Annotated in this window: 25 protein-coding genes; 19 read left to right on the top strand and 6 right to left on the bottom strand. The window is 50.3% G+C overall.

Annotated features, from left to right (window positions below; genetic code table 11):
• Nucleotides 1–266: 266 nt before the first annotated feature.
• Entirely contained in the window at nucleotides 267–2720 is a 2454-nt protein-coding gene (locus ABDZ76_RS08645) for a ComEC/Rec2 family competence protein (RefSeq protein ID WP_343804375.1), read from the top strand.
• A 223-nt stretch (nucleotides 2721–2943) separates the two neighbouring features.
• Here the strand turns inward: ABDZ76_RS08645 and lexA are convergent, their stop codons facing one another.
• Nucleotides 2944–3666, bottom strand: a complete 723-nt coding sequence (gene lexA / locus ABDZ76_RS08650; protein ID WP_343804377.1) for a transcriptional repressor LexA — start codon at nucleotides 3664–3666, stop codon at nucleotides 2944–2946.
• A gap of 296 nt (nucleotides 3667–3962) precedes the next feature.
• On the opposite strand from lexA, the gene ABDZ76_RS08655 reads away from it, so the two are divergent.
• Entirely contained in the window at nucleotides 3963–4475 is a 513-nt protein-coding gene (locus ABDZ76_RS08655) for a single-stranded DNA-binding protein (protein ID WP_343804379.1), read from the top strand.
• A gap of 311 nt (nucleotides 4476–4786) precedes the next feature.
• A complete protein-coding gene (locus ABDZ76_RS08660; protein ID WP_184218521.1) occupies nucleotides 4787–5158 on the top strand; it encodes a response regulator in 372 nt (123 codons plus the stop codon).
• A 56-nt stretch (nucleotides 5159–5214) separates the two neighbouring features.
• Here ABDZ76_RS08660 and ABDZ76_RS08665 read toward each other — a convergent pair whose 3' ends face one another.
• The 5 genes from ABDZ76_RS08665 to ABDZ76_RS08685 are packed head-to-tail and all read right to left on the bottom strand — an operon-like array spanning nucleotide 5215 to nucleotide 10668.
• Entirely contained in the window at nucleotides 5215–6435 is a 1221-nt protein-coding gene (locus ABDZ76_RS08665) for a molybdopterin molybdotransferase MoeA (RefSeq protein WP_343804383.1), read from the bottom strand.
• Between the two features lie 2 nt (nucleotides 6436–6437).
• Nucleotides 6438–6926, bottom strand: coding sequence for a cyclic pyranopterin monophosphate synthase MoaC (moaC, locus tag ABDZ76_RS08670; protein ID WP_343804385.1), 489 nt, complete (start codon nucleotides 6924–6926; stop codon nucleotides 6438–6440).
• A gap of 11 nt (nucleotides 6927–6937) precedes the next feature.
• Nucleotides 6938–7741, bottom strand: a complete 804-nt coding sequence (trpC, locus tag ABDZ76_RS08675; RefSeq protein WP_343804387.1) for an indole-3-glycerol phosphate synthase TrpC — start codon at nucleotides 7739–7741, stop codon at nucleotides 6938–6940.
• Nucleotides 7742–7750: 9 nt separating this feature from the next.
• A complete protein-coding gene (trpD, locus tag ABDZ76_RS08680) occupies nucleotides 7751–8770 on the bottom strand; it encodes an anthranilate phosphoribosyltransferase (protein ID WP_343804389.1) in 1020 nt (339 codons plus the stop codon).
• Nucleotides 8771–8778: 8 nt separating this feature from the next.
• A complete protein-coding gene (locus ABDZ76_RS08685; protein ID WP_343804391.1) occupies nucleotides 8779–10668 on the bottom strand; it encodes a SurA N-terminal domain-containing protein in 1890 nt (629 codons plus the stop codon).
• A 243-nt stretch (nucleotides 10669–10911) separates the two neighbouring features.
• Between ABDZ76_RS08685 and tpiA the strand changes: the two genes are divergently transcribed.
• From tpiA to ABDZ76_RS08765, 16 genes are all read left to right on the top strand, one after another.
• Nucleotides 10912–11676, top strand: coding sequence for a triose-phosphate isomerase (gene tpiA, locus ABDZ76_RS08690; protein WP_343804393.1), 765 nt, complete (start codon nucleotides 10912–10914; stop codon nucleotides 11674–11676).
• Between the two features lie 180 nt (nucleotides 11677–11856).
• Nucleotides 11857–12264, top strand: a complete 408-nt coding sequence (gene secG, locus ABDZ76_RS08695) for a preprotein translocase subunit SecG (protein ID WP_343804395.1) — start codon at nucleotides 11857–11859, stop codon at nucleotides 12262–12264.
• A 407-nt stretch (nucleotides 12265–12671) separates the two neighbouring features.
• Nucleotides 12672–13214: a L,D-transpeptidase gene (locus tag ABDZ76_RS08700; RefSeq protein WP_374844618.1), complete on the top strand. Its 543-nt coding sequence runs from the start codon at nucleotides 12672–12674 to the stop codon at nucleotides 13212–13214.
• 347 nt (nucleotides 13215–13561) lie between these two features.
• Nucleotides 13562–15190: a CTP synthase gene (gene pyrG / locus ABDZ76_RS08705; protein WP_343804399.1), complete on the top strand. Its 1629-nt coding sequence runs from the start codon at nucleotides 13562–13564 to the stop codon at nucleotides 15188–15190.
• Between the two features lie 177 nt (nucleotides 15191–15367).
• Nucleotides 15368–16201 (top strand): 3-deoxy-8-phosphooctulonate synthase, encoded by an 834-nt coding sequence (gene kdsA, locus ABDZ76_RS08710; protein WP_343804401.1) that lies wholly within the window; start codon nucleotides 15368–15370, stop codon nucleotides 16199–16201.
• 199 nt (nucleotides 16202–16400) lie between these two features.
• Nucleotides 16401–17678, top strand: coding sequence for a phosphopyruvate hydratase (eno, locus tag ABDZ76_RS08715; RefSeq protein WP_343804750.1), 1278 nt, complete (start codon nucleotides 16401–16403; stop codon nucleotides 17676–17678).
• Nucleotides 17679–18044: 366 nt separating this feature from the next.
• Nucleotides 18045–18374 carry an FtsB family cell division protein gene (locus ABDZ76_RS08720; RefSeq protein ID WP_343804403.1) on the top strand — a complete coding sequence of 110 codons (330 nt, stop codon included), beginning with the start codon at nucleotides 18045–18047 and terminating at the stop codon, nucleotides 18372–18374.
• Between the two features lie 135 nt (nucleotides 18375–18509).
• A complete protein-coding gene (gene pdhA / locus ABDZ76_RS08725; protein ID WP_343804406.1) occupies nucleotides 18510–19550 on the top strand; it encodes a pyruvate dehydrogenase (acetyl-transferring) E1 component subunit alpha in 1041 nt (346 codons plus the stop codon).
• Nucleotides 19551–19568: 18 nt separating this feature from the next.
• Nucleotides 19569–20954 (top strand): pyruvate dehydrogenase complex E1 component subunit beta, encoded by a 1386-nt coding sequence (locus tag ABDZ76_RS08730; RefSeq protein WP_343804408.1) that lies wholly within the window; start codon nucleotides 19569–19571, stop codon nucleotides 20952–20954.
• Between the two features lie 15 nt (nucleotides 20955–20969).
• On the top strand, nucleotides 20970–22319 hold the full coding sequence (locus ABDZ76_RS08735; protein ID WP_343804410.1) for a pyruvate dehydrogenase complex dihydrolipoamide acetyltransferase: 1350 nt from the start codon (nucleotides 20970–20972) through the stop codon (nucleotides 22317–22319).
• A 61-nt stretch (nucleotides 22320–22380) separates the two neighbouring features.
• Nucleotides 22381–22968 carry a GNAT family N-acetyltransferase gene (locus ABDZ76_RS08740; protein WP_343804412.1) on the top strand — a complete coding sequence of 196 codons (588 nt, stop codon included), beginning with the start codon at nucleotides 22381–22383 and terminating at the stop codon, nucleotides 22966–22968.
• Nucleotides 22969–22985: 17 nt separating this feature from the next.
• Nucleotides 22986–24431 (top strand): dihydrolipoyl dehydrogenase, encoded by a 1446-nt coding sequence (lpdA, locus tag ABDZ76_RS08745; RefSeq protein WP_343804414.1) that lies wholly within the window; start codon nucleotides 22986–22988, stop codon nucleotides 24429–24431.
• A 3-nt stretch (nucleotides 24432–24434) separates the two neighbouring features.
• Nucleotides 24435–24713, top strand: a complete 279-nt coding sequence (locus tag ABDZ76_RS17725) for a hypothetical protein (protein WP_486298573.1) — start codon at nucleotides 24435–24437, stop codon at nucleotides 24711–24713.
• A gap of 10 nt (nucleotides 24714–24723) precedes the next feature.
• Nucleotides 24724–25002 carry a GlsB/YeaQ/YmgE family stress response membrane protein gene (locus ABDZ76_RS08755; protein ID WP_343804416.1) on the top strand — a complete coding sequence of 93 codons (279 nt, stop codon included), beginning with the start codon at nucleotides 24724–24726 and terminating at the stop codon, nucleotides 25000–25002.
• Between the two features lie 22 nt (nucleotides 25003–25024).
• On the top strand, nucleotides 25025–25990 hold the full coding sequence (gene lipA, locus ABDZ76_RS08760; protein WP_343804418.1) for a lipoyl synthase: 966 nt from the start codon (nucleotides 25025–25027) through the stop codon (nucleotides 25988–25990).
• 7 nt (nucleotides 25991–25997) lie between these two features.
• A complete protein-coding gene (locus ABDZ76_RS08765; RefSeq protein WP_343804420.1) occupies nucleotides 25998–26450 on the top strand; it encodes a type II toxin-antitoxin system RatA family toxin in 453 nt (150 codons plus the stop codon).
• The last annotated feature ends 1 nt before the right edge of the window (nucleotide 26451 follow it).

Raw genomic sequence — 26451 nt, forward strand, 5'->3', positions numbered from 1 at the left:
CGTTACATGGTGGGGGCTGTGTATGGGGAGTAGGGGGACTGAGCCGGGGGGCGAATACTGATCAAGATAGGGCGATTACGCCAGATATTGATGAACGTGCGCTGTTAAAAGAGCTGTACGGAAACCCGTCTTATTCGCCTTTTTTACCTGACCCTGCAATTTACAATCATCCGCTTGAAACGCCACAGGCTGAGCCGTTTGAAACTCATACTGAAACCGGATTTCAGGCACGCATACAAACCTATCTTATTCAATTGCAATTGGCGTTGCAGGCCGAGCGCGAACGGGGCACCGGTTTTTTACTGCTGCCGGTTAGCGCCGGTGCCGGTGTCATTACCTATTTTACCAGAGCGCAGGAAACCGGCTGGCTACCGCTGCTCTTGGCCTTATGTCTTCTGGGCGTCGTGCGCTGGTGGCTGCGAGAGCGCTATTACTGGTCGTCAATTGTTCTGCTGGCGATCTTTTTTCAACTTGGAATGCTTGGCGGCAAGTTTGAAACATGGCGTTATTCTACGGCTATGGTCGGCTCCGATGTTACAACACGGCTCACTGGACGCGTTGTCGGTTTGGAAGCGCAATATAGCGGCGGCTGGCGGTTGACGATTGATGTATTGTCGACGCAGCGACCCGTTTTGCGCTATGCGCCTGAGCGGTTGCGTATGACAGCCCGTGATATTCCGGCGCAAACCGAAATAGGTTCAACACTCACCGGTCTGGTGCGGTTGCGTCCGCATTCAGGGCCGGTCAGACCTGGCAATTATGATTTTGCTTTTAATGGCTTTTTTAAAGGCAATGGCGGTAATGGTTTTTATCTCGGCACCCCATCCTTGGCGGAAAGCAGCAGCATTGATGGGGTGGAGGCAGCCTTATCTTATGCGATTGCCACACTCAGACATATTGTCGGCAGTCGTGTCACCAGTGTGGTGAGCGGGGAGGACGGGGCAATTGCAGCCGCACTCATTTCGGGGCAGCGCGATGGTATAAGCGAACACACGAATGAGGCACTGCGCAATTCCGGTCTTGCGCATGTATTGTCGATTTCGGGTCTTCATCTGGCTTTGGCCGCAGGGGTGGTGATTATCGGCTTTCGCATGATCGCCAGCCTGTTTCCTTCCTTTGCGGCACGTCATCCAATTAAAAAATATGCTGCTACGGCTGCTTTGTTCAGCTCTGCTTTTTATTTGGCGCTTTCGGGAGCCGATGTGGCAGCGCAGCGCAGTTTTGTAATGATTATGGTGATGCTGGTCGCATTACTGTTTGACCGTGCCGCACTCAGTATCCGCAATCTGGCAATTGCTGCGTTGATTGCTTTCATCAGTGCGCCGCATGAAGTATTGGGGCCAAGTTTTCAAATGTCATTTTCGGCAACCGCCGGATTGATTGCAGCTTTTGCATGGTGGAGTGATCGAAATTCGACACTTTACAATCAGGGAAAACGCCAGAAACGCAAACAAGCTTCACGGATTAAAAAATGGCTGGTACCGGTTGTAGCAACGGCTGCCACCTCTATCGTTGCAGGTGTGGCAAGCGGCATATATTCAGCCTATCATTTTAATAATACAGCGCCTTTTGGCTTGCTTGGCAATGTGCTTTCGATGCCGGTTATTTCGATCATCATCATGCCATTTGCAGTTTTAAGCCTGTTGTTGATGCCGTTGCAGCTGGATTGGTTGCCATTGCAGATCATGGGGCTTGGTGTTTGGGCGATGCGCCAGATTGCCGAATTTGTTTCTTCCATCGCACCAGCAGGCAATCCGGGTATTATTTCATCCGGCGCGATTTTAAGCTGGACCATCGGGCTGGTGATTGCGGTAATTTGTACAACACGTCTACGTGCCGTTTCGCTCATTTTCGTGCTGGCTGGTTTTGTATTTTATTATAGTGAAACTGACCCTGATATTATCATTGCTGAAGATGCAAAACTGTTAGCCGTGCGTCTTGCCGATGGCTCCTTGGCAGTGAACCGCCCGCGTTCATCAAAATTCACCATTCAAAACTGGGCAAAAGCCTATGATGCTCATGCCATTGTGCCGCCGGTGATCGCTGGTTCGAAGAAGAATGGCATTTATCGTGAGGATGCATTTTATTGTGAGGATAAAGTCTGCTCAATCACGCTGAAAGACGGGCGTATGCTTAGTTATACCGATGAACCGGCAGCGGTGGAATTTGCCTGTAATATCGGCGATGTGGTGGTGTTAGCTGTTGCGGGTAAAGAGCTTAAATGTCCGACTGATGGCAAGCTTATTGTGACACGGCGTGATTTAGCGTTGAAAGGCTCTTTGGAAGTAAGGCTTGGTTCACAAAGTGCCGGTTCACACACGATACGAAAATCAATCTCTGCAGGACAGTCTGTTACGCCGGTTTTTGAGCCAGCCTATGAACGGGGCTTCGATCCCGATAATGAATTTTTAGAAGATGATGTCGAGGTGGCACTGACAGATATAAGCAAAGACATGAAAGCGCTTGAAAATGCACATAGTGCTGCTGATGCCAGTAATACGCTAATCTCGGCCACCGATGCTGGTAATGCGCTAATCTCGGTCACGGTGCCAGCTAGTATGGCAGATGCTGCAAGATCGCTGCACTATAATGACCGGCTGATATATTCAGTTGGCGAGCCACAACGCCCTTGGCATCTCTATCGCCTCTATTCGCGTGCTGCGCGTGGCCTTGCTGATTATGTGGCACCTAAAAAAGCAAAAACTGCACAAAAACCTTAGCAATAAGGGGGGGGACAGATAGCGCTAAGAACAATCATTTATCGTATGAATAAAAGGCGCACATTATTACCACATGCTTTGAATGAGGCTTTAAAAGCCCATGCAATTGGCGCTCATAATCTAGTTTTTGTAATGGAACAGCATCTATCTGTACTTCTCGCCAGCCAAAGAAAAATGATTGGTTGGCTGGCTCCGATATTCTCATCATGATTTGTTGGTCGGATTAATAGCGGCGTATTAATCCGACCAGTTTGCCCTGAACCTGTACGCGATCAGGGCCAAAAATTCTGGTTTCATAGGCAGGGTTAGCCGCTTCCAATGCAATGGATGCGCCTTTTCGGCGAAAACGCTTTAGCGTCGCTTCTTCATCATCCACCAGTGCCACAACAATTTCCCCCGGATTGGCGGTGTCGCCACGGCGGATCAATACTGTGTCGCCTTCAAAAATTCCGGCCTCGATCATCGAGTCGCCTTTAACTTCCAGCGCATAATGCTCGCCTGAGCCGATCATATCCATCGGCAAGCTAATTGTGCGGGTCTGGTTTTGAATGGCAGAGATCGGCACACCGGCTGCAATACGCCCCATAACAGGCACGGAGATCGTGTCATTATTATCGGCTGCAATATTAACAGGAGCTGTTTCAGCTTTAGCAGGCGTAGCAGGTTTGCCCAAACTACCTTCAATCACGCTTGGCGAAAACTTTTTTTGGCTGTTTAGCCCCGGTGCAATAGAATCCGGCAGACGGATGACTTCCAATGCTCTGGCACGGTTTGGCAGTCGGCGGATAAACCCGCGTTCTTCCAATGCGGTGATCAGGCGATGGATACCTGATTTGGAGGCTAAATCCAGCGCGTCCTTCATTTCATCAAACGAGGGAGGAATACCGACTTCCTTTAAACGCTCGTGAATGAAAAGGAGTAATTCATGCTGCTTGCGGGTCAACATACGCTAAAGCCCCCAGAGTTAAGAATCAATTTAAAAAACAAATGCAGAACAAACACTATCTGTTCCAGTCTTGTTCTGCAAGTGTCTCGCTATATTATTTTATTGAAGTAAATATTGTGTGCTTGCGGAACGATAAAATTTGGTTTAGAACAAAATAAGAACTTGATATTTTGTGCCATATCTCTTGTGGAAACAGGCGATAAATGGTGCATCTTGCATTGGATGAGATGTGCTAAATCATTGGCGGCTGTTATCTGTAGCAGTCAACCAATAGAAGATAAGGTGGAGTTAAGCGCATGGCAGGTAGTGTCAACAAGGTTATTCTGGTCGGCAATCTTGGTGCGGATCCGGAAGTAAGACGTATGAGCTCCGGTGACCCTGTCGTTAATTTGCGTATTGCGACTTCTGAAAGCTGGCGCGACCGTCAGTCCGGTGAGCGCCGCGAAAAGACCGAGTGGCACAGCGTCGTTATTTTTAACGAAAATCTGGCGAAAGTTGCCGAGCAATATCTGAAAAAGGGCGCCAAGGTTTATCTTGAAGGTGCTTTGCAGACCCGCAAATGGCAGGATCAGAACGGTAATGAACGCTATACGACTGAAATCGTATTGCAGAAATTCCGTGGTGAATTGCAGATGCTTGACAGCCGCGGTGAAGGCGGTGGACAGGGACGCTCTTTTGAGGGCGGCGGTCGTTCGCAGATGTCTGATTATTCCGGCGGTGGTTCATCGGGCGGTTCGGATTTCGGTAACTCAGGACCTTCATCAGGCGGTGGTTTCTCACGCGATCTGGATGATGAAATTCCGTTTTAATGCAAAAAATCTGATAAAAACGGGCAATTAATTGCTGTTTTTGTGTCAGATTTTGCATAAATAATTAAGAAAATGCGCAAGTTTTGATGAAACTTGCGCATTTTTTTGTGTTTTTTGAATTATCGCTGGTCAATTGAGTGTTGTTTTTTGATGAATGTCGACTTTAAAAAAATTAAAAAAATGCAATCTGTTTGCTATTCGTCAATGTTCTGCGTTTAAAATGGCTGTGGATGAATGGAGTTTTCTCGATTCCATAATAAGTCTATGCGCTTGCAAATAAGCCGGAAAGCCTGTGCGCTGAGGGAAGTTTGATGATTAAGAAAGTGATGATCGTTGAGGATAATGAGCTGAACATGAAGCTCTTTCGCGATCTCATAGAAGCCCATGGCTATGAAACTATCCGCACCCGCAACGGGCTTGAGGCGCTGGATCTGGCGCGTGAGCATCGTCCGAACCTGATTTTGATGGATATTCAGTTGCCGGAAGTTTCAGGTCTTGAAGTGACCAAATGGCTCAAGGATGATGAAGAGCTGAAGGTCATTCCTGTTATTGCCGTCACTGCTTTTGCGATGAAGGGCGATGAAGAGCGCATCAGACAGGGTGGCTGTGAAGCTTATATTTCCAAACCGATTTCAGTGCCGCGTTTTATCGAGACAATTAAATCTTATTTAGGCGACGCTTAAAACTGGTCTTAAAAAATAGCGCTGCGGTTTTTTTAAGCTAAGAAATGCGATAAAATCTAACGCAAGACCAGAATTTTACAGCTTGCACCCGCATCAATGGCAGGTGCATTGGCTTCTCTGATAATCAGCGCATTGGCGCGCGCCAACATTCCAAGCATGGACGAATCCTGCACGGGCAGGGGATGGACAATAAGATCGCCTTGATCGTCAAGGATATATTCCGCACGCACATAATCACGGCGATGATCATTTTCCGGCATATGGGTTGAGAGCGTGGCTTTGCGGATATCGGCGCGATAGGTGCGGCCAGTTAATTTGGCTATCAATGGCACTAAAAACAAATGCCCGCAAACCATGCTGGAAACCGGATTGCCCGGCAGACCAAGCACATGGATAATACGGCCATTGGCGGCAGTCAGACTACCATGCATCAGCGGCTTGCCCGGACGCATGGCAATTTTCCAGAAATCCAGCTTCATGCCGCAGGCGGTAAGTGCTTTATGCACCAGATCATGATCACCGACAGAGGCACCGCCAAGCGTTACCAGCACATCGACGTTATCATTCATCGCCTGTTTGATGGCGGCGATGATTAAATCTGTCTGATCCGGCACAATGCCTAAATCAATCGCCGTTGCATCTTGTGCACGCACCAGTTCGGCAATGCCGCTGGAATTGGATGAAATGATCTGGTCTTCTGCCGGAATTTGGCCAGGTGCGACAAGCTCGTCACCGGTTGCCAGAATGGCCACGCGCGGGCGGCAGGTGACTTGCAGCTTGGCATTGCCGCTGGCGGCTGCGAGCGCTAATGCTGCGGCATCAAGCTTGCGCCCGGCAGGCAATAATTCTTCGCCGAGTTTGAAATCAAGACCGGCGCGGCGAATATGTTTGTGTTTGATGATCTCGCCGCTGACTTCGATCATGTCGCCATTGCGGATGACATTTTCCTGAATGACAACACTATCGGCATCTGCTGGCACCGGTGCACCGGTGAAAATGCGGATGGCTTCACCTTCAGCAATTTGTCCAAGATAGCGTTTACCTGCTGCGGCTTCACCGATCACACGAAATGTCGTTGGATAGCTGCCATCTTTATTGGCGCGCACCGCATAACCATCCATAGCGGAGGCATCAAAAGGCGATTGCAGATAATGGGCAACCATAGGCGCGGCGAGGGTGCGCCCGCCTGCCTGATCGATAGAAACTGTTTCACTTGGTCCCGTTTGGACATTTTCAGTCAGGCGCTGCAAGGCCTCATCAACGGGTAAAAGTGCCATTTTTATTTGTCCTTGGAGGATGCGAACCAGTCACCGGATTTGCCGCCGTGTTTTTCAACAAGACGGATGTTTTGAATGGTCATGTCTTTATCGACGGCTTTCGCCATATCGTAAATGGTGAGGCAGGTGACAGAAGCTGCGGTGAGTGCTTCCATTTCAACGCCAGTGCGGCCTTTAAGGCGCGCACTCGCCGTTACTTTCAAGCCGGGCAGGCTTTCATCCGCTTCGATTTCAATGCCGACTTTGGTGAGCATCAACGGATGGCAAAGCGGAATGAGGTCAGCGGTTTTTTTAGCGGCCATAATACCGGCAATGCGTGCTGTTGCCAGCACATCGCCTTTGGCTGCATTGCCGGAAAGTATAAGAGCAAGCGTTTCTGGCTGCATGATAATGGAGGCTTCGGCGACAGCTAAACGCTCGGTTTCCTGCTTGTCGCCGACATCGACCATATGGGCATGTCCGGATTGATCAAGATGGGTCAGCTTGCTCATGGTTTTTTACTTCAGGCTGTCTGGCCGGTCAGAAGGGTGCGTGTTGCGGAGCTCACATCCTGCTGACGCATCAGGCTTTCACCGATCAGGAAAGTTTCGATGCCTGATTTTTGCAGACGCAGGCAATCTTCATGGGTGAAGATACCGCTTTCGCCAACCAGCAGATAATCATCCGGCACCATAGTTGAAAGACGTTCGCTGACTGCCAGATCCACTTCGAAATTGCGCAAATTACGGTTGTTAACACCGAGCATCTTCGACTGCAATTTGAGCGCACGTTCCATCTCAGCTTCGTCATGCACTTCAATCAAGGCATCCATGCCGAGCGAGAAAGCGGCCTGTTCAAGTTCTGCGGCCAGTTGATCATCAACACTTGCCATAATGATGAGAATGCAATCAGCACCCCAGCTGCGTGCTTCATAAACCTGATATGTATCAAAGAGAAAATCCTTGCGCAGCGCTGGCAGTGAGCAGGCATTGCGTGCCGCTGTCAAAAACTCAGGCGCACCCTGAAATGAAGGTGTGTCGGTGAGAACGGACAAGCAAGCCGCGCCACCTTCTTCATAGGCTTTGGCCAGCAATGGCGGGTCAAAATCCGGACGGATCAGACCTTTGGACGGGCTGGCTTTTTTAATTTCTGCAATCAGGCCAAATTGCTTGTTGGCTTTCTTTTGCAGCAAAGCATTCAGAAAGCCGCGTGTCGGCTGCTGATCAGCAATTTTGGCTTTAAGTTCGCTAAGCGGGATTTGAGCTTTGGCAGCTGCAATTTCTTCGCGCTTATAGGCTTCAATTTTCTTTAAGATATCAGTGCTCATACCGTATCCTTATTCCGCTTGCTCATTGGAAACCTGAACGAGCTTATTCAAGACATTCAGTGCTGCACCGCTGTCGATGGAAAGGGCTGCTTGCTCAACGCCTTCTTTCAGGTCTTTCGCTTTGCCAGCGATAAGAAGGGCGGCACCTGCATTCATCAGCACGATATCGCGATAGGCATTTTTTGCGCCTTTAAGCACTTCACGCAATGCTTGCGCATTATAAGCGCCGTCGCCGCCTTTCAGTTCAGCCGGTTCTGCACGGCGGATACCGACATCTTCAGGGCTGATTTCAAAGCTGCGGATGATACCATCTTCCAGCGCACTGACATGGGTGATGCCGGTGGTGGTAATTTCATCAAGGCCGTCACCATAGACAACCCATGCGCGTTCAGAGCCCAGCTCTTTCAGCACATGTGCCAATGGCTCTACCCATTCCTGTGCATAAACACCAACAAGCTGACGTTTGACATGGGCAGGGTTGGAGAGGGGGCCAAGCAGGTTGAAAATCGTACGGGTGCCAAGTTCCACCCGTGACGGGCCGACATGGCGCATGGATGAGTGATGGTTAGGCGCAAACATAAAGCCCAAGCCCGCTTCATAAATGCAGCGGCTGATGAGATCGGCATCTGCTTCAATATTAACGCCAAGTGCCAGCAGCGCATCTGCTGCACCTGAGCGCGAGGAAAGCGCACGATTGCCGTGTTTAGCAACAGGAATACCGGCACCTGCAACCACAAAGGCCGAGCAGGAAGACACATTGTAAGAGCCGGACTGATCGCCGCCGGTGCCAACAATATCAATGGCATTGTCGGGCGCTTTGACTTCTGTAACGCGCGACATCATCGAGGAAACTGCACCGCTGATTTCCGGTACTGTTTCACCGCGTACACGCAATGCCATCAAAAAGGCACCGATCTGAGAGGGCGTTGCACGCCCTGTCATCATAATATCGAAAGCTTGCTTAGATTGTTGCGAATTCAGCTGTGTGCCAAGTGCGACTTTTGCAATGAAGTCTTTAAAATCAACCATAGCCACCCCTAAAATGCCATCGCATTGTTGATCGCGGTCTGGTTCACTTTAACCGGATATTGTTTTTGCAATTCGGCAATAAGCTGTGTCAGCAGGTCATCAGACAAGCCATTGGCAGCAGCTTTACGGCGATCTTCAGTGATTGATTCTGCGCTGATACCGGCAGGCTCAACCACATCGGTTACTTTAAACAAGATCTGTGCATCATTGTTTGGTGTCGCGGCAGTGCCGATATGGCCATTGGCGCCACGGAAAACTGCTGCAACGGCAGCCGAGCCAAGCTCGATATCATTGGTAGAACGGGTCACACCTCGCTTGGTGTTTTTCTCTAAGCCCAGTTCTTCAGCCAGCGCTTCCAGCGTGTTGCCGTCCTGAACTTTTTTCTTCAGTTCATCGGTTTTGGCAATCAGATTCTTGATCGCTTCATCGGCCTTCCATGCTTCAACGAGCTTGTCCTTTACCTCATCAAGGGTGCGGTCGCGGGCTGCGATGATGTCGTCAGCCTGATACCAGAGGAAGCCGTTGGTGCCGATGGAAAGCGAGTCATTATCGATGCCTTTGTCGGTCTGGAACAGGTTGGAGATGAGCTGTGCCTGTAACGGTAAATTCTCAACCGGCTTTTCGCTCATATCATTGCCTTCGGCATCGATGGCATCAACGGTTACAGCCTTGAGGCCAGCCTTAGTTGCGGCTTCAGCTAAAGGTACGCCGTTGGAAATATCTTCTTCCAGCTGATCGCGCACATTGGAAATAGCGGTGGCAGCAATGGTCGTTGCGATGCTCAAGCGGATTTCCTGCTCAACTTCTGCAAGCGGCTTGGTGTGTGCGGCATCAATATCGGTCACACGCAGGATAACAGGGCCAAAAGCACCTTTCACCACATCGCTGGCCTGATCTTTGCTCAAACCAAAGGCGGCTTCTGCGAGAACCGGATCAGGCAGGGCAGATTTTTCAAAAGTGCCGAGCTTGATGTCTGCGGCCGATTTGTCGAGTTCTTTGGCCAGATCATCGAAGCTCATGCCGTTTTTAAGCTTTTCGGCTGCGGCATTGGCGGCAGATTCATCAGCAAAACTCAGCTGTTCGATGGCACGCTTTTCAGTGGTTGAATAGCGGCTCTGGTTCTTTTCGTAATAGTCGCTGATTTCTTCAGGGGTTATCTGGCTTGGATCAGCAATATCGGATGGCTCCAGCTTAACGTAAGTCAGCTTGCGATATTCAGGTGCAGCATATTGGGCTTTATTGGTTTCAAAATAAGCCTTCAGCGCATCAGCTGACGGAGCGGCGATATCTTCTGCTTTTTCGGGCTGAATGGTGATGTAATCAAGGTCACGGCTTTCACCTTCATAAAGGGCGAGCGCTTTCAGCAATGTATCAGGAACGCTCATGCCGTCGGTGACAGCTTCAACGATCTGCTGACGGCGCGCAACCTGTGTGCGGCTGTCTAGATAATCCTGAGCACGAATATTGGATTGACGCATCACTGCATCAAATTGTGCAGGGCTGAAGCGGCCGGACGCATCATGGAAGGACGGATCACTGGCAACCAGACGGGCGATTCCGTCTTTAGTGATTCCCAAATTCATCTGGCGGGCTTCTTCATCCAGCACAACGCCGGCGGCCAGCTGCGAGATGACCTGACTTTCCACACCCAGTGCCTGAGCCTGTTCTTTGGTCAGGCGCTGCTGGAATTGCTGCGACAGACGCATCATCTGCTGTTCATAGGTAAAACGGTATTCAACCGCGCTAACCTCGGACTTTCCGGCACTTAATGCAGCGGATCCGCTCATGTCTTCACGGAAAATATCGGCGATACCCCAAGCGGCAAAGCTTAAGACGAGCATACCAAGCAATAGTTTTGCAATCCAGGTTTGAGTGGCGGCGCGCAAGCTGTCGAGCATGGAGGTACCTTTTATTAATTGAAAGCGTTAGTTCCAGATGTATGGGAATAGCCCTAAGCATAGGCGCGATGCAAGGACTCATTGAAAGGAAAGCTGCTTTCTTGACCGGTTAATGTGCACTCTTTAAGTGTTGCATTCGCGTGTGAATTTGTTAGTCAGGTGCAAATTCATAAAAACCGTCCGCCTGCGTTCATAAAAATAAAGCGCGACGACACGGTGGTAGAGCATGGCGAGGAGAAGCGCATGACACCGGGAATTCGCCCTTTAGTAGCGGGCAATTGGAAAATGAACGGCACAGGGGAATCCCTGACCGAATTGCGTGCGATTGCTGCGGGCTTAAGCTCTGACTATGGCCGCAAGCTTGATGCTGTTATCTGCGTTCCGGCAACTTTGCTTTCACGAGCAGCTGAAACTCTTGAAGGCGAAAGCGTTGGTCTTGGTGGTGAAGATTGCCATATGGCGCAATCGGGTGCTCATACAGGCGATGTTTCTGCACTCATGCTGAAAGATGCCGGTGCAAGCCATGTGATTGTCGGCCACTCTGAGCGCCGCACGGATCACCGTGAAACCAATGAAATGGTGAAGGCAAAGACCTTGGCTGCATGGCAGGCGGGTTTGGTTGCCATTGTTTGTGTTGGTGAAACCGCCGATCAGCGCCACGCAGAAACCACATTGGATGTGGTGGGTGAGCAGCTTGCAAATTCATTGCCGGATGGTGTGAGTGCTGAAAATACCATTATTGCTTATGAGCCTGTCTGGGCAATCGGTACTGGTCTGACACCAACCGTACAGGATGTGCGCACAGTGCACGCCTTTATGCGCGAGACATTGATTGAGCGTTTTGGTGCGCAGGGCGCGCATATGCGCTTGCTCTATGGTGGCTCGGTCAAACCTGCCAATTCTGTTGAATTACTGGGTGTGGCTGATGTTGACGGCGCTTTGGTTGGCGGTGCCAGCCTGAAAGCGGCTGATTTTCTGGCAATTTGCGAGGCCTATCGCAGCCTGTAAAATGAGCGGTTGATTGATCCGCCCCCTTTAAAAGCGCCGGGATGTGTTATAGATATATAGTCACTATATAACTTGGCGCTGATAAGGCTTGCTAAATGGGGGTTGGATTATTCTCCAATACCGTGTAGAGAGCCGCGACGTATTAAGACCGCGATCTATAAAGAAAGCAGACCAGATTCCATGCAGCATGTACTCATTGTCATTCATCTACTGATTGTTATCGCGCTTGTCGGCGTTGTGCTTATCCAGCGTTCTGAGGGCGGCGGGCTCGGTATTGGCGGCGGTTCCGGCTTCATGACCGCGCGTGGCGCAGGAAATGCGCTCACACGTATGACAACGATTCTTGCGGCTGCTTTCTTCGCAACATCGCTGGTTCTCGGCATTATGGCTAATTACGGCGAACGCCCGACAGACATTTTAAACCGTATTCCGGCAGCGGGCGGGCAGGCACCGGCAGCGGGCGAGGGCTCAACCGGCGGCGGCATTCTCAACCAGTTGGGCGGCGCATCATCGCGCGGCGAAACACCGGCTCCGGCAACAGAAGATGTACCGGCAGCACCAGCTAATCCGGTTCCAAGCTCACAGTAAGTTTTTACTTTAAAGCTTTTGAAGTCTTTAAATCCCGATCTCTTTGAGGTCGGGATTTTTGTTTGTGAGCGTTATTGCAAATTCTTGGCAGTTAAGAGTGTATCGTGCTTCATCGTAACCATAGCAGTCACCCTAACATTTTATATTTTTACGCATGTCTTTAACCCAAAACCGGTGCCTACTTTTGGGAGGCATGCTTTAGTGTTGCAACCATGCCATAGCGGGCATGAAAACATGCTGTGGATAAAATCCACCTGTTGAGTATGACAAGTTGATGTCGTAATCACAGATCAAAGACGGGCATGAGTTGATGTGCTGTCGCCCTCACGTTTTGGGTTTATTTTCGGGAAATTCAAATGTTTTTACGCCATATCATTCTCGCTGGTATTGCAGGACTTTGCATGGCAATGCCTGTGCAGGCTGCGCCGAACGATGCTGCTCCGGCAGGTAAGACCTATGTATCGCAGGCAGAAAAGTATAAGATTGCGCCACGTTTTCATGCGCAGACTGTTGCTTTCAGCGGCTACAAGCCGGGCACAATCGTTGTCGATCCGAAAAACTATTTCCTTTACCTCGTAGAGACCTCAACCACTGCACGCCGTTATGGCATTGCTGTTGGTAAAGTCGGTCTTGAATTTAAAGGCACCGGCACCATCAACGCAAAGCGTGAATGGCCGCGTTGGATTCCAACCAAAGAAATGGTTCAGCGCAACCCAGCCCATTACGGCCGCTTCAAAAACGGTATGGATGGCGGACCAAGCAACCCGCTCGGTTCCCGTGCGCTTTATTTGTTCCAGGGCAACAAAGACACCTATATCCGTATTCACGGCACAGTGCAGCCTTGGACAATCGGCAGTGCCGCTTCAAACGGCTGCTTCCGTATGTTGAATGAAGATGTGCTCGATCTTTATGAGCGCGTTAATCTTGGCACAGAAGTTGTGGTGCTTTGATTGAGATTATAAGGCGCTGACAAGCCGGGCGCAGGCCCGGCTTTTTTGTGTTTTATTATGGCCATTTGAAATGGCACGCAAACCGCTTCTATGTTTGATTATAACGGGTTAACCGGCATGGCAGAAGAGGCGGGGAGTATAAGAACTGGGCTGGAAAGTTGTCGGTTATTTAACAACCGGATTTTCTCATTTTAATTTATTCCGTCCGCCAATGCGTGAAGATGCGTGAGCGGCAAAAAATGAGCTTGTGGTTTTGCCTCTTTATAACGGGGAAAAACCAACTATTTTATATAGGACTTCATTTTTTAGTGGCGGAATCAGTCAGGAGAGTCTAACGACATAAGCCCATGGCGCGATATGTTTTCATCACAGGCGGCGTGGTTTCTTCCCTTGGAAAAGGCATTGCCGCAGCAGCATTGGCTGCACTCCTTCAGGCACGTGGATACCGCGTGCGGATTCGTAAACTCGACCCTTATCTGAACGTCGATCCGGGCACGATGTCCCCTTACCAGCATGGTGAGGTGTTTGTGACCGATGATGGTGCAGAGACAGATCTTGATCTGGGTCATTACGAGCGGTTCACCGGTCAGCCTGCTACCAAGCAGGACAATATTACGACTGGTCGTATCTACCGCAATATCATCGAAAAAGAACGCCGCGGCGATTATCTCGGTGCGACAGTTCAGGTTATTCCTCATGTCACGGATGAAATTAAAAACTTCATCACCTCTGGCAATGACGAATATGATTTTGTTCTTTGTGAAATCGGCGGAACGGTTGGCGATATTGAAGCCATGCCGTTTCTGGAAGCAATCCGTCAGCTGGGCAATGAATTGCCACGCGGAATGGCGGTTTATATTCACCTGACCCTGATGCCGTATATTCCAACGGCCGGTGAGTTGAAGACCAAACCGACACAGCACTCTGTTAAAGAACTGCGTTCTATCGGTATTGCTCCTGATGTTCTGCTTATCCGTGCAGACCGTCCGATTCCGGAAAATGAACGCCGCAAGCTGTCCTTGTTCTGTAATGTGCGCGAAAGTGCCGTTATTCAGGCGCTTGACGTCAAGTCTATCTATGATGTGCCGGTGGCTTATCATAATGAAGGCTTTGACGCGGAAGTGTTGCGTGCATTCGGCATTGATCCGGCACCTAAGCCGCAGATCGAGCGCTGGGAAGAAGTCTCCCGTCTTATCCATAATCCGGAAGGCGAGGTTACGATTGCAGTTGTTGGTAAATATACCGAGCTGAAAGATGCTTATAAATCTCTGATTGAAGCATTGCAGCATGGCGGTATGGCTAACAAGGTACGCGTTAATCTTGAATGGATTGAAGCGGAAGTCTTTGAAGGCGAAGATCCTGCTCCGCATTTGGAAAAAGTTCACGGCATTTTGGTGCCAGGTGGCTTTGGCGAACGTGGTGCGGAAGGCAAGATCAAAGCAGCTAAATTTGCCCGCGAACGCAAGGTGCCTTATTTCGGCATTTGCTTTGGCATGCAGATGGCTTGCATTGAAGCTGCCCGCAATCTGGCTGGTATTGAAGACGCTTCTTCAACAGAATTTGGCCCGACCAAAGAACCTGTTGTTGGCTTGATGACCGAATGGCTGAAGGGCGATCTGCTCGAAAAACGCAGCCAGTCCGGTGATCTGGGCGGTACGATGCGCCTTGGTGCATATGAGTCGGAGCTGAAAGCCGGAACGCGTATTGCTGAGATTTATGGCGATACCACCATTTCCGAGCGTCACCGTCACCGTTACGAAGTCAATGTCGATTATAAAGATCGTCTTGAACAGTGCGGTTTGGTGTTCTCAGGTCTTTCACCGGATGGCGTTCTGCCTGAAACCGTTGAATATGCCGATCATCCGTGGTTCATCGGTGTGCAATATCACCCCGAATTGAAATCACGTCCGTTCGAACCGCATCCATTGTTTGCGTCCTTCATTGCCGCAGCATTGGAACAGAGCCGGATGGTCTGATCGCAAATGTGTGATTGCCTGATGTAAAAATCAAAAGAAGCGCCATATGTGATAAACAGTGGCGCTTTTTTATATGGTCACTGAGGTTTATAGTGAGACAAGTTTTGTGCCGGATTCTATCCGGCTGCGGGCAAGCTTTGAGCGACCCAACTCTATGATAATGAAGGTTGAGCAACCATGACGACAGCAAATTCGATTATTCGCGTAGGCAATGTGACTTTTGGCAATGATCAGCCATTGGCGCTGATTGCCGGGCCTTGCCAGATGGAAAGCCGTCAGCATGCGTTTGACATGGCAGGACGATTGAAAGAGCAGACCGACAAGCTTGGGATTGGTCTGGTTTATAAATCCAGCTTTGATAAAGCCAACCGTACATCATTAAACGGCAAGCGCGGTATTGGCCTTGAAACAGCGATGGAAGTATTCGCTGATCTGAAAAAAGAATATAATTTTCCAGTACTGACCGACGTTCACACCGAAGAACAATGTGCGCTGGTGGCTGATGTCATCGACGTTTTACAAATTCCTGCTTTCCTATGCCGACAGACAGATTTGCTGATTGCAGCTGCTAAAACCGGCTGTGTCGTCAATGTTAAAAAAGGCCAGTTTCTGGCGCCGTGGGACATGAAAAATGTGCTGGCGAAAGTGACCGAAAGCGGCAATCCAAATGTGATGTCCTGTGAACGCGGTGCATCATTTGGTTATAATACGCTGGTGTCTGACATGCGCTCGCTGCCGATTATGGCAGGCTTTGGTTCGCCGGTTATTTTTGATGCAACCCATTCCGTGCAGCAGCCGGGAGGTCAGGGTGGTTCATCTGGTGGTCAGCGCGAATTTGTTGAAACATTGGCGCGCGCCGCTGTTGCCGTTGGCGTTGCAGGTCTTTTCATCGAGACCCATGAAGACCCGGACAATGCGCCGTCAGATGGCCCGAATATGGTGCAGATCGACAATATGCCGGCTTTGCTGGAAACTTTGATGGCCTTTGATCGCTTGTCCAAAGGTTTGTGACCTTCAGGCTATATAAATTGAGAGTTTTGCCCTGTGGAAGGGTGCGGTAATGTTTTACACGCACCCGCAGTTGGCATAAGTAGAATGGGTAAATCGGATGGGCTGTAAGGTGCATTCGAGGCGAGTTTCTTGAGAAAGCATGACTGATCGGGATATCAGCCATGCCGGTGGTTTGAAAAAGTGGAAGGACGAAGTCTGTATGACTGCGATTATTGATATTGTCGGCCGCGAGATTCTGGATAGCCGTGGCAATCCGACTGTTGAAGTTGATGTGTTGCTGGAAGATGGCGCGTTTGGCCGTGCAGCAGTTCCTTCCGGTGCATCCACCGGTGCGCATGAAGCGGTTGAACTGCGCGATGGCGGCAGCCGTTATTTGGGTAAAGGCGTTGAAAAGGCCGTTGCTGCGGTTAATGGTCAGATTTTCGACGTGCTGGCTGGCATGGATGCCGAAAACCAGATCCATATTGATCAGACTTTGATTGACCTCGACGGCACTGCCAATAAGAGCAATCTGGGTGCCAATGCGATCCTCGGCGTTTCCATGGCTGTTGCCAAGGCTGCTGCGCAGTCTTGCGACCTGCCGCTTTACCGCTATGTCGGTGGTGCTAATGCCCACATTCTGCCGGTGCCGATGATGAACATCATCAATGGTGGCGCACATGCAGACAATCCGATTGATTTTCAGGAATTCATGATTCTGCCGGTTGGCGCGAATTCGATGCGCGAAGCTGTGCGTTATGGCGCAGAAGTGTTCCACACTTTGAAGAAGCGTCTGAAAGATGCCGGCCACAACACCAATGTGGGCGATGAAGGCGGTTTTGCGCCTAATCTGCTTTCTGCTGAAGCTGCACTTGATTTCGTTATGGAATCCATCGTTCAGGCTGGTTTCAAGCCGGGTGAAGAAATCGCTATCGGTCTTGATTGCGCTGCAACTGAATTCTTCAAGGGCGGCAATTACGTCTATGAAGGCGAAGGCATCAGCCGTGATCCGCGCGCGCAAGCTGAATATCTGGCCAAGCTCGTTGGCGATTACCCGATCGTAACCATTGAAGATGGTATGAGCGAAGACGACTGGGAAGGTTGGAAATACCTGACCGAACTCGTCGGCACCAAAACCCAGCTCGTTGGCGATGATCTCTTCGTGACCAACTCCGCACGTCTGCGTGACGGTATCAAGATGGGCGTTGCCAATTCGATTCTCGTCAAAGTAAACCAGATCGGTACTTTGAGCGAAACTTTGGATGCCGTTGAAACCGCTCATAAGGCTGGTTACACCGCTGTGATGTCACACCGCTCCGGTGAAACAGAAGATTCCACCATTGCGGATCTGGCTGTTGCAACCAATTGCGGCCAGATCAAAACCGGTTCGCTGGCGCGTTCAGACCGTACCGCAAAATATAACCAGCTCATCCGCATCGAGGAAGAACTGGGCTTGCAGGCACGTTATGCCGGACGTTCAGCACTGAAATTCCTTTAATGGATTTGAAGCGCAGTGAGGCTTTCGCCTTACTGCACTGAAATATGAAAGCGGGGCAGCAATGCTCCGCTTTTTTGTTTTTACGGGTTTTGTGGCAGGCTGTGTGGCAGGCGTCCGTCACACTGTGTTTAATAAAGTTTTGCTTGTGTTGCCTTTGAGTAAGGCTCTGTTAAGCAAAATAATGTTTATTAGTACGATCAGAATGCGGGTGTATGGCGTGGGTGCTTGTGTTGGCTGTCACGCGGCCGTTTACTGAACTGCTGCCATTGTATCGGCGGCACTGCTTAAGTTGCGCGTAAAATGAGTAATCGGGCTTTTTAAGATGTTTCGACGGAAACTTAAAAAGGCTCAAAGGATGTGTTGAGTATGTGGACCAAGCAAAAGCGTAAGTCTATTCGCGGACGATTTGTGTTGCCGTTACTGGCCATTGCTTTCCTGTCTTATTTTGGTTTCCACGCCTATCACGGCGAATATGGCATCGATTCAAGTGCGCGCTTGCAGCAGCAGGTTGCTCTCTTAAACGCACAACTTGAAGAGCTGACCATTGAGCGTCAAGCAATGGAAAAACGCGTCTCGCTTTTGCGTGATGGCTCCATTGAAAAGGATATGCTTGACGAACAGGCACGACGAGCGCTTAATCTCTCCCATGAAAACGAACTGACAATAATTATTTCTCGTGAAGATGCGTCTGATTAACTGAAATCCGGTTAATAGTCTTTTTAATGAGTGAAATTAAAGACTTAATAACATAGCTGCTATGCCCCTGTTGCATATTGTAACTTGTTTGACAGCCGTTTAAGGTTATTTCAGTAAGACAATAGGGAGCAAATTATGGCATCGAGGTCTAACAAGGCGCCTGTGACCAAAACACAGTCGGCTTCAAACACTGCACCTAAGACCCCCAAGCCTGCTGATTTCACTAAAGAACAGGAAATGAGCAGCTACCGCGAAATGTTGTTGATTCGACGTTTCGAAGAAAAAGCTGGACAGCTTTATGGTATGGGTCTGATCGGTGGTTTCTGCCATCTCTATATCGGACAGGAAGCTGTCGTTGTTGGTATGCAGATGGCACAGAAGGAAGGTGATCAGGTTATCACCGCCTATCGTGATCATGGACATATGCTGGCAACAGGCATGAGCGCCCGCGGCGTGATGGCTGAACTGACCGGACGTCGTGGCGGCTTGTCGAAAGGCAAGGGCGGCTCGATGCACATGTTCTCGAAAGAGAAGCATTTCTATGGCGGCCACGGTATCGTTGGTGCGCAGGTTCCGTTGGGCGCAGGTCTGGCCTTTGCCAACCGTTATCGCGGCAATGACAATGTATCTCTGACTTATTTCGGCGACGGCGCTTCCAATCAGGGGCAGGTCTACGAAACATTCAACATGGCAAAGCTTTGGAATTTGCCGGTTGTCTTCATCATTGAAAATAACCGCTATGCAATGGGTACATCAGTGACCCGTTCTTCTGCGGAAACAGACTTCTCCAAGCGCGGTTCATCTTTCAACATCCCTGGTATTCAGGTTGATGGTATGGATGTGCGTGCAGTAAATGCAGCTGCTGAAATGGCGCTCGAATGGGCACGTTCCGGCAAAGGCCCGATCATTCTTGATATGCAGACCTACCGCTATCGCGGTCACTCCATGTCCGATCCGGCAAAATATCGCTCAAAAGAAGAAGTTCAGAAGGTACGTGCCGAGCACGACCCTATTGAACAGGTCAGACAGCGTTTGCTCGATAAGGGCTGGGCGACCGAAGAAGAGCTGAAAAATATCGATAAGGAAGTGCGTGAGATCGTTGCCGATTCGGCTGATTTTGCGACGCACGATCCGGAGCCGGAAGTGTCCGAGCTCTACACAGATATTTTGCTTTGATTCGAGGAAGGTGTAGAAATGCCTGTAGAAATTCTCATGCCCGCCCTTTCTCCGACAATGGAAGAAGGCAAGCTCTCCAAATGGTTGGTTAAAGAAGGCGATAAAGTTACCTCCGGTGACATTCTGGCCGAAATTGAAACTGACAAGGCAACAATGGAAGTTGAAGCTGTTGACGAAGGTACCATTGGCAAGCTCGTGGTTGCTGAAGGCACCGAAGGCGTCAAGGTTAACTCCGTGATTGCTGTTCTGCTTGGTGACGGCGAAAGCGCTACTGATGCAAGTGCATCTGCTGCTCCTGCGGCCAGCGCTCCGGCTGAAGCGCCTGCTGCTGATGCGTCTGCAAAAGAAAGTGCACCTGCAACACCGAAGGCACCTGTTTTGGATGTCGCCAATGATCCGGACATTCCGGCCGGCACCAAAATGGTTTCGACCACTGTGCGTGAAGCATTGCGCGATGCAATGGCTGAAGAAATGCGCCGTGACCCTAACGTCTTTGTTATGGGTGAAGAAGTTGCTGAATATCAGGGTGCTTATAAAGTAACTCAAGGTCTTCTCGACGAATTCGGTGACAAGCGCGTTGTTGATACACCAATTACCGAACACGGCTTTGCCGGTATCGGTGTCGGTGCAGCATTTGCCGGTCTTCGTCCGATCGTTGAATTCATGACCTTCAACTTTGCTATGCAGGCAATTGACCAGATCGTAAACTCTGCTGCCAAGACACTTTATATGTCCGGTGGTCAGATGGGTGCGCCGATGGTGTTCCGCGGCCCATCCGGTGCTGCTGCTCGCGTTGGTGCTCAGCACTCCCAGTGCTATGCAGCATGGTACAGCCATATTCCGGGTCTTAAAGTTGTCATGCCTTATTCGGCAGCAGACGCTAAAGGCTTGCTGAAAGCGGCTATCCGCGATCCAAATCCGGTTGTATTTTTGGAAAACGAAATTCTCTACGGTCAGCATTTTGATGTGCCGGATATGGAAGATTTCGTATTGCCAATCGGTAAGGCCCGCATCCACAAAGTGGGTAGCGATGCAACGATCGTATCCTTTGGTATTGGTATGACCTATGCGATTAAAGCTGCTGAACAGCTGGCCGCAGAAGGGATTGATGTGGAGATCATTGATCTGCGCACCATCCGTCCGATGGATATTCCGACCGTGATTGAATCGGTCAAGAAGACCGGTCGTCTGGTAACGGTTGAAGAAGGCTTCCCGCAGTCATCCGTTGGTACAGAAATTGCCGCCCGCGTTATGCAGCAGGCATTTGATTATCTCGATGCGCCAATCATGACCATCGCAGGTAAAGACGTGCCAATGCCATATGCGGCGAATTTGGAAAAACTGGCTCTGCCAAGCGTGGCGGAAGTTGTCGAGGCGGTGAAAGCCGTCACATACACCGCCTGAGGAGGCTCTTAGGACATGCCGATTAAAATCACCATGCCTGCGCTTTCCCCAACCATGGAAGAGGGCAACCTCTCCAAATGGCTGGTTAAGGAAGGCGACAAGGTATCGTCCGGCGATGTAATCGCCGAGATCGAAACCGACAAAGCAACGATGGAAGTCGAAGCTGTTGATGAAGGTGTTGTGGCCAAACTGATGGTTCCGGCCGGCACTGAAGGTGTGAAGGTCAATGCAGTTATCGCAATCCTTGCCGAAGAAGGTGAAGATGTAGCTGAAGCTGCTAAGGGCGGCGATGCTGCGCCAGCAGCAGCCCCAGCCTCGGCACCGGCCCAAGCACAGGCAGCAACTCCGGCGGCGACTCCGGCTCCGAAAGCAGAAGCACCAAAGGCTGAAGCTGCGCCCGTAGCTGCCGCACCTGCATCGACCGGCGACCGCGTGTTTGCTTCACCGCTTGCACGCCGCATTGCTAAAGATGCCGGTCTGGATATTGCTGGCGTGACCGGTACTGGTCCGCGTGGCCGTATCATTCAGAAGGACGTGGAAAAAGCGCTGAGCTCCGGTGCAACTAAAGCACCAAGTGCTGCTCAGGCACCTGTTGCAGCCGCTGTTCCGCAGGGCATGTCAGATGAAACCGTTCTCAAATTGTTTGAGGAGGGTTCATATGAGGTGGTTCCGCATGACGGTATGCGTAAGGTTATTGCGCGCCGCCTGATGGAATCGAAGCTGACAGTTCCGCATTTCTATCTGACTATTGATTGTAATCTGGATGCATTGCTTAGCTTGCGCAGTGAAATCAACGCGTCGGCACCTCTCGTGAAAACCGAGAAGGGCGAAGTGCCTGCTTACAAGCTTTCGGTCAATGATATGGTTATCAAGGCAACTGCACTTGCGCTGCGCGATGTGCCGGATGCCAACGTATCATGGACTGACAGCGGCATGATCGTGCACAAGCAGTCTGATGTTGGTGTTGCGGTTTCCATTCCGGGCGGTCTGATTACTCCGATCGTTCGTAATGCAGAAAGCAAAACCCTGTCGGTCATTTCCAACGAAATGAAAGATATGGCCAAGCGCGCTCGTGATCGCAAGCTGAAGCCTGAAGAATATCAGGGCGGCACCACTTCGGTGTCAAACCTTGGTATGTTCGGCGTGAAAGACTTTGCGGCCATCATCAATCCGCCACATGCAACAATCTTTGCAGTGGGCGCTGGTGAACAGCGTGCAATCGTTGAAAATGGCGAAGTGAAAGTGGCAACTGTCATGTCCGTGACATTGTCAACCGATCACCGCGCCGTTGACGGTGCATTGGCTGCCGAACTTGCTCAGGCCTTCAAGCGCCGCATCGAAAATCCGATGGGCATGCTGGTATAAGCATTAAAATCAGTGCTGCGCTTTGGGATAGCTCTCAAAGCGCAACACCGGAGACGCTTTGATGACACAACATATTTCCATCCGTCCGGCGCATAAACGTGATGCGGCAGAGATCGCCATTCTGGTTGATCTGTCGTCGCATGGCTTTGCCAGCTGGATCTGGAACAGGGCTGTGTTGAACGGCGAAGCGGATACGCCATTGGAATATGGTGCATGGGCGCTGGCACAGGCAGGATCAGAAGGTTGGGAAAACACCGCTATTGCGGAAATTGACCACGAAACCGCCGGTCTTTCAGTTGGCTATACGATTGAAGCCGGTATTTTGGATCAGGAAGCTGATCATCCGGTTTTTGCGCCTTTGCTGCAATTGCAACAGCAAATGATCGGTCATCGTTTTATTGACAGTGTGGGCGTTTATAAACGCTTCCGTGGCAAGGGACTTGGCCGTTTGCTGGTGACATATGAGATTGAACAGGCTGAAAAACAGGGCAATCATGCCGTCAGCCTGATTACGGAAAGCCACAATCATGCGGCACTTTCCCTCTATAAATCGATGAATTTCAAGGAAGTCAGCAGGCTCGCTCACGTGCCGCACTTCGAAGATTGTAACAAACACGACTGGGTGTTTTTAACCCGCAGCGTGATGTGAACAAAGGCAGGAACGATATGGCCGACATTTATGATGTGATTGTTATCGGATCTGGCCCTGGCGGCTATGTAACTGCGATCCGCGCAGCTCAGTTGGGGTTGAAAACCGCAATCGTTGAGCGCGAACATTTGGCAGGTATTTGCTCCAACTGGGGTTGTATTCCGACCAAAGCATTGCTGCGCTCTGCTGAAGTGAAGCATCTGGCCGATCACGCCAAGAATTATGGCCTCAATATTGAAGGCACAGTGACCGCCGATATTAAAGCTGTTGTTGCCCGTTCACGCGGCATTGCCGAGCGTATGAATGGTGGCGTTGGTTTCTTGATGAAGAAAAACAAGATTGATGTCATCTGGGGTGAAGCAAAGCTCGTCAAAGCCGGTGAAATCTCTGTTTCCAAAATGACAAAAGCTGCCATGCAGCCACAAGCGCCACAGCCTAAAAATACTTTGGGCGAAGGCACTTATAAAGCTAAGAACATCATTGTTGCGACAGGTGCCCGTCCGCGTGCACTGCCGGGCATTGAGCCGGATGGCAAGCTAATCTGGACTTATTTTGAAGCGCTGATCCCGCAGGAACTGCCAAAAACCATGCTGGTAATGGGTTCTGGTGCAATCGGTATCGAATTTGCCTCCTTCTATCATGATATGGGCGTTGATGTGACAGTGGTTGAGCTGATGTCACAGATCATGCCGGTTGAAGATATTGAAATCTCGACTTTTGCCCGCAAGCGTCTTGAAAAGCGCGGCCTTAAAATCATCACCGATGCCAAAGTGTCGAAGGTTGAGAAGGGCGCCAATAATGTGACCGCTCACATCGAAACCAAGGATGGTAAAGTGCAGACACTTACCGTTGACCGGATGATTTCGGCTGTTGGTGTTCAGGGCAATATCGAAAATATCGGCCTTGAGCAGCTCGGCGTGAAAACTGACCGAGGTTGCGTGGTGATTGATGCTTATGGCAAAACCAATGTTGATGGCATTTATGCGATCGGCGACGTAGCTGGCCCGCCAATGCTCGCCCATAAAGCCGAGCATGAAGGCGTGATCTGCGTTGAGAAAATTGCTGGTCTGCCAAATGTGCATCCGCTTGATAAGAGCATGATCCCGGGCTGCACCTATTGTAACCCGCAGGTGGCATCGGTTGGTCTGACAGAAGCCAAAGCCAAAGAGCAGGGCTACGATATCCGCGTTGGCCGCTATCAGTTCGTGGCCAATGGTAAGGCTGTTGCGCTGGGTGAAGATCAGGGCATGGTAAAAACCATCTTTGACAAGAAAACCGGTCAGCTGCTTGGCGCACACATGGTTGGTGCGGAAGTAACCGAACTGATTCAGGGCTTCGTAATTGCGATGAACCTGGAAACCACTGAAGAAGAGCTGATGCACTCCGTCTTCCCGCATCCGACCATTTCGGAAGTGATGAAGGAAAGCGTGCTTGATGCCTATGGCAAAGTGTTGAACGCTTAAAAAGTGAGGAGAAGCGCTATTCCGCTGATCAAAAACGGCCATCCGTGGCGTGCTATGGCATGGCCGGTATTGAAATGGGCAACAGTTATCGGGGTGCTACTTGGCTTTGGTGCCGGCACCTTGAGTATGTTGTCCGGCAATATTATATCGATTAACGGGACAGCGATTTCCGGTTGGTACGGCGTTTGGTCGCTGACCCTAGCGCTCGGAATTGCCGGTTTTCTTTTTGGTCTGATCGGCGCATTACTGGTGCGTGCGGTTGGTATCGCCGCCGAAAAGTAAGGAGAAACCATTGGAAAATCAATTAGTTGTCTTTGATGGCTATGGTTTCTTCGGCACGCTGCTGATTGGCTTTCTGGCCGGGTATATCGCCAATAAAGCGATGAAGCGAAACTATGGATTCCTGATCAGTATTCTGTTAGGGATCGCCGGAGCATTTGTAGGGACGGCACTTGCGCAAGCCTTGTCTTTCAAGGTTTGGGGCTTTGCCAGCAATCTGATTGCCGCGACCGCAGGTGCCATCATTATTCTTTGGGTGTTTGACCTGTTGAACGGAAAACGGTCAAAATAAGAGGACAGGCAGGGTTTAAGTTATGGTTACAGTTCTTGATACGGTTGCCAGAGACATGCGTCCGCGCCACCCTGAGAAGGCGCATCGGCCGGATAATGCAATTCTTAAAAAACCGGATTGGATCCGCGTTAAAGCGCCTGTCACCAAAGGTTATAATGAAACACGCGAGATTGTCCGCTCGCACAAGCTGGTAACGGTTTGTGAAGAAGCAGGTTGCCCGAATATCGGCGAATGCTGGGATAAAAAACACGCAACTTTCATGATTATGGGTGAAATCTGCACCCGTGCCTGCGCTTTCTGTAACGTTGCGACCGGTATCCCAACCGCGCTCGACAAGAACGAACCTGCAAGCGTTGCCAAGGCCGTGAAAGAAATGGGCTTGAAGCATGTGGTAATCACGTCTGTTGACCGTGATGATCTGGCAGATGGCGGTGCACAGCATTTTGCTGAAGTGATCCATGCCATCCGTGAAGCAGCGCCCGGCACAACAATTGAAATTCTGACACCCGATTTCCTGCGCAAAGAAGGCGCCTTGGAAGTGGTCGTCAAAGCACGTCCTGATGTGTTCAATCACAATCTGGAAACTGTGCCGTCGAAATATCTGAAAGTGCGTCCGGGTGCGCGTTATTTCCATTCCATCCGCTTGCTTCAGCGCGTTAAGGAACTGGATCCGACCATTTTCACCAAATCCGGCATTATGGTTGGCTTGGGTGAAGAGCGTAACGAAATCCTGCAATTGATGGATGATTTGCGTTCAGCCGATGTGGATTTCATGACCATCGGTCAGTATTTGCAGCCAACCCGCAAGCACCATCCGGTTATTCGTTTTGTGAAGCCTGATGAGTTCAAGTCATTTGAAACCATTGGCCGCACCAAAGGCTTCCTGCTGGTTGCCTCAAGCCCGCTGACCCGTTCCTCGCACCATGCGGGTGACGATTTTGCAAAACTGAAAGCCGCGCGTGAAGCGCAGGTGATGGCACGGGCATAAGAACCGCATGCCGAGTTTTACCAATACACGGCGCGTTGCGCATCGCGCCGAAAACATGTTCAAGCTGGTTGCGGATGTGGAAAGCTATCCGCAATTTCTGCCGATGTGTGAAGCGCTGACCATCCGCTCGCGCAAAGAGCGTGACAGCAAAACACTGCTGATCGCTGATATGACGGTCGGCTATAAACTCATCCGTGAAACATTCACCAGTCAGGTTTTATTAAAACCCGACGACAATGTGATTGAAGTGAAATATATCGACGGGCCATTCCGCTATCTTGATAATCGCTGGACGTTTATTCCGGCTGAGGGTGGGGAAGCGTGCGATGTCGAGTTTTTCATCGATTATGAGTTTAAGAGCCGTACATTGGGGCTTTTAATGGGCTCGATGTTTGATCTGGCATTCCGTAAATTTTCGGAAGCATTTGAAAAACGCGCGGATCAGATTTTTAAAGCCTGAT

This window comes from Paenochrobactrum glaciei (assembly GCF_039522165.1).
In the GTDB taxonomy this organism is placed as follows: Bacteria; Pseudomonadota; Alphaproteobacteria; order Rhizobiales; family Rhizobiaceae; genus Paenochrobactrum; species Paenochrobactrum glaciei.

Excerpts from the sequence above, each read along its gene's own strand:
- ABDZ76_RS08765 (WP_343804420.1), top strand. The coding sequence starts at position 25,998 with ATGCCGAGTTTTACCAATACACGGCGCGTTGCGCATCGCGCCGAAAAC.
- ABDZ76_RS08655 (WP_343804379.1), top strand. The coding sequence starts at position 3,963 with ATGGCAGGTAGTGTCAACAAGGTTATTCTGGTCGGCAATCTTGGTGCG.
- trpD (WP_343804389.1), bottom strand. The coding sequence starts at position 8,770 with ATGGTTGATTTTAAAGACTTCATTGCAAAAGTCGCACTTGGCACACAG.
- ABDZ76_RS08660 (WP_184218521.1), top strand. The coding sequence starts at position 4,787 with ATGATTAAGAAAGTGATGATCGTTGAGGATAATGAGCTGAACATGAAG.
- ABDZ76_RS08730 (WP_343804408.1), top strand. The coding sequence starts at position 19,569 with ATGCCTGTAGAAATTCTCATGCCCGCCCTTTCTCCGACAATGGAAGAA.
- tpiA (WP_343804393.1), top strand. The coding sequence starts at position 10,912 with ATGACACCGGGAATTCGCCCTTTAGTAGCGGGCAATTGGAAAATGAAC.
- lipA (WP_343804418.1), top strand. The coding sequence starts at position 25,025 with ATGGTTACAGTTCTTGATACGGTTGCCAGAGACATGCGTCCGCGCCAC.
- trpC (WP_343804387.1), bottom strand. The coding sequence starts at position 7,741 with ATGAGCACTGATATCTTAAAGAAAATTGAAGCCTATAAGCGCGAAGAA.
- ABDZ76_RS08740 (WP_343804412.1), top strand. The coding sequence starts at position 22,381 with ATGACACAACATATTTCCATCCGTCCGGCGCATAAACGTGATGCGGCA.
- ABDZ76_RS08665 (WP_343804383.1), bottom strand. The coding sequence starts at position 6,435 with ATGGCACTTTTACCCGTTGATGAGGCCTTGCAGCGCCTGACTGAAAAT.
- pyrG (WP_343804399.1), top strand. The coding sequence starts at position 13,562 with ATGGCGCGATATGTTTTCATCACAGGCGGCGTGGTTTCTTCCCTTGGA.
- secG (WP_343804395.1), top strand. The coding sequence starts at position 11,857 with ATGCAGCATGTACTCATTGTCATTCATCTACTGATTGTTATCGCGCTT.
- lexA (WP_343804377.1), bottom strand. The coding sequence starts at position 3,666 with ATGTTGACCCGCAAGCAGCATGAATTACTCCTTTTCATTCACGAGCGT.
- ABDZ76_RS08700 (WP_374844618.1), top strand. The coding sequence starts at position 12,672 with ATGCCTGTGCAGGCTGCGCCGAACGATGCTGCTCCGGCAGGTAAGACC.
- ABDZ76_RS08720 (WP_343804403.1), top strand. The coding sequence starts at position 18,045 with ATGTGGACCAAGCAAAAGCGTAAGTCTATTCGCGGACGATTTGTGTTG.
- kdsA (WP_343804401.1), top strand. The coding sequence starts at position 15,368 with ATGACGACAGCAAATTCGATTATTCGCGTAGGCAATGTGACTTTTGGC.
- eno (WP_343804750.1), top strand. The coding sequence starts at position 16,401 with ATGACTGCGATTATTGATATTGTCGGCCGCGAGATTCTGGATAGCCGT.
- ABDZ76_RS08735 (WP_343804410.1), top strand. The coding sequence starts at position 20,970 with ATGCCGATTAAAATCACCATGCCTGCGCTTTCCCCAACCATGGAAGAG.
- moaC (WP_343804385.1), bottom strand. The coding sequence starts at position 6,926 with ATGAGCAAGCTGACCCATCTTGATCAATCCGGACATGCCCATATGGTC.
- ABDZ76_RS08685 (WP_343804391.1), bottom strand. The coding sequence starts at position 10,668 with ATGCTCGACAGCTTGCGCGCCGCCACTCAAACCTGGATTGCAAAACTA.
- lpdA (WP_343804414.1), top strand. The coding sequence starts at position 22,986 with ATGGCCGACATTTATGATGTGATTGTTATCGGATCTGGCCCTGGCGGC.
- pdhA (WP_343804406.1), top strand. The coding sequence starts at position 18,510 with ATGGCATCGAGGTCTAACAAGGCGCCTGTGACCAAAACACAGTCGGCT.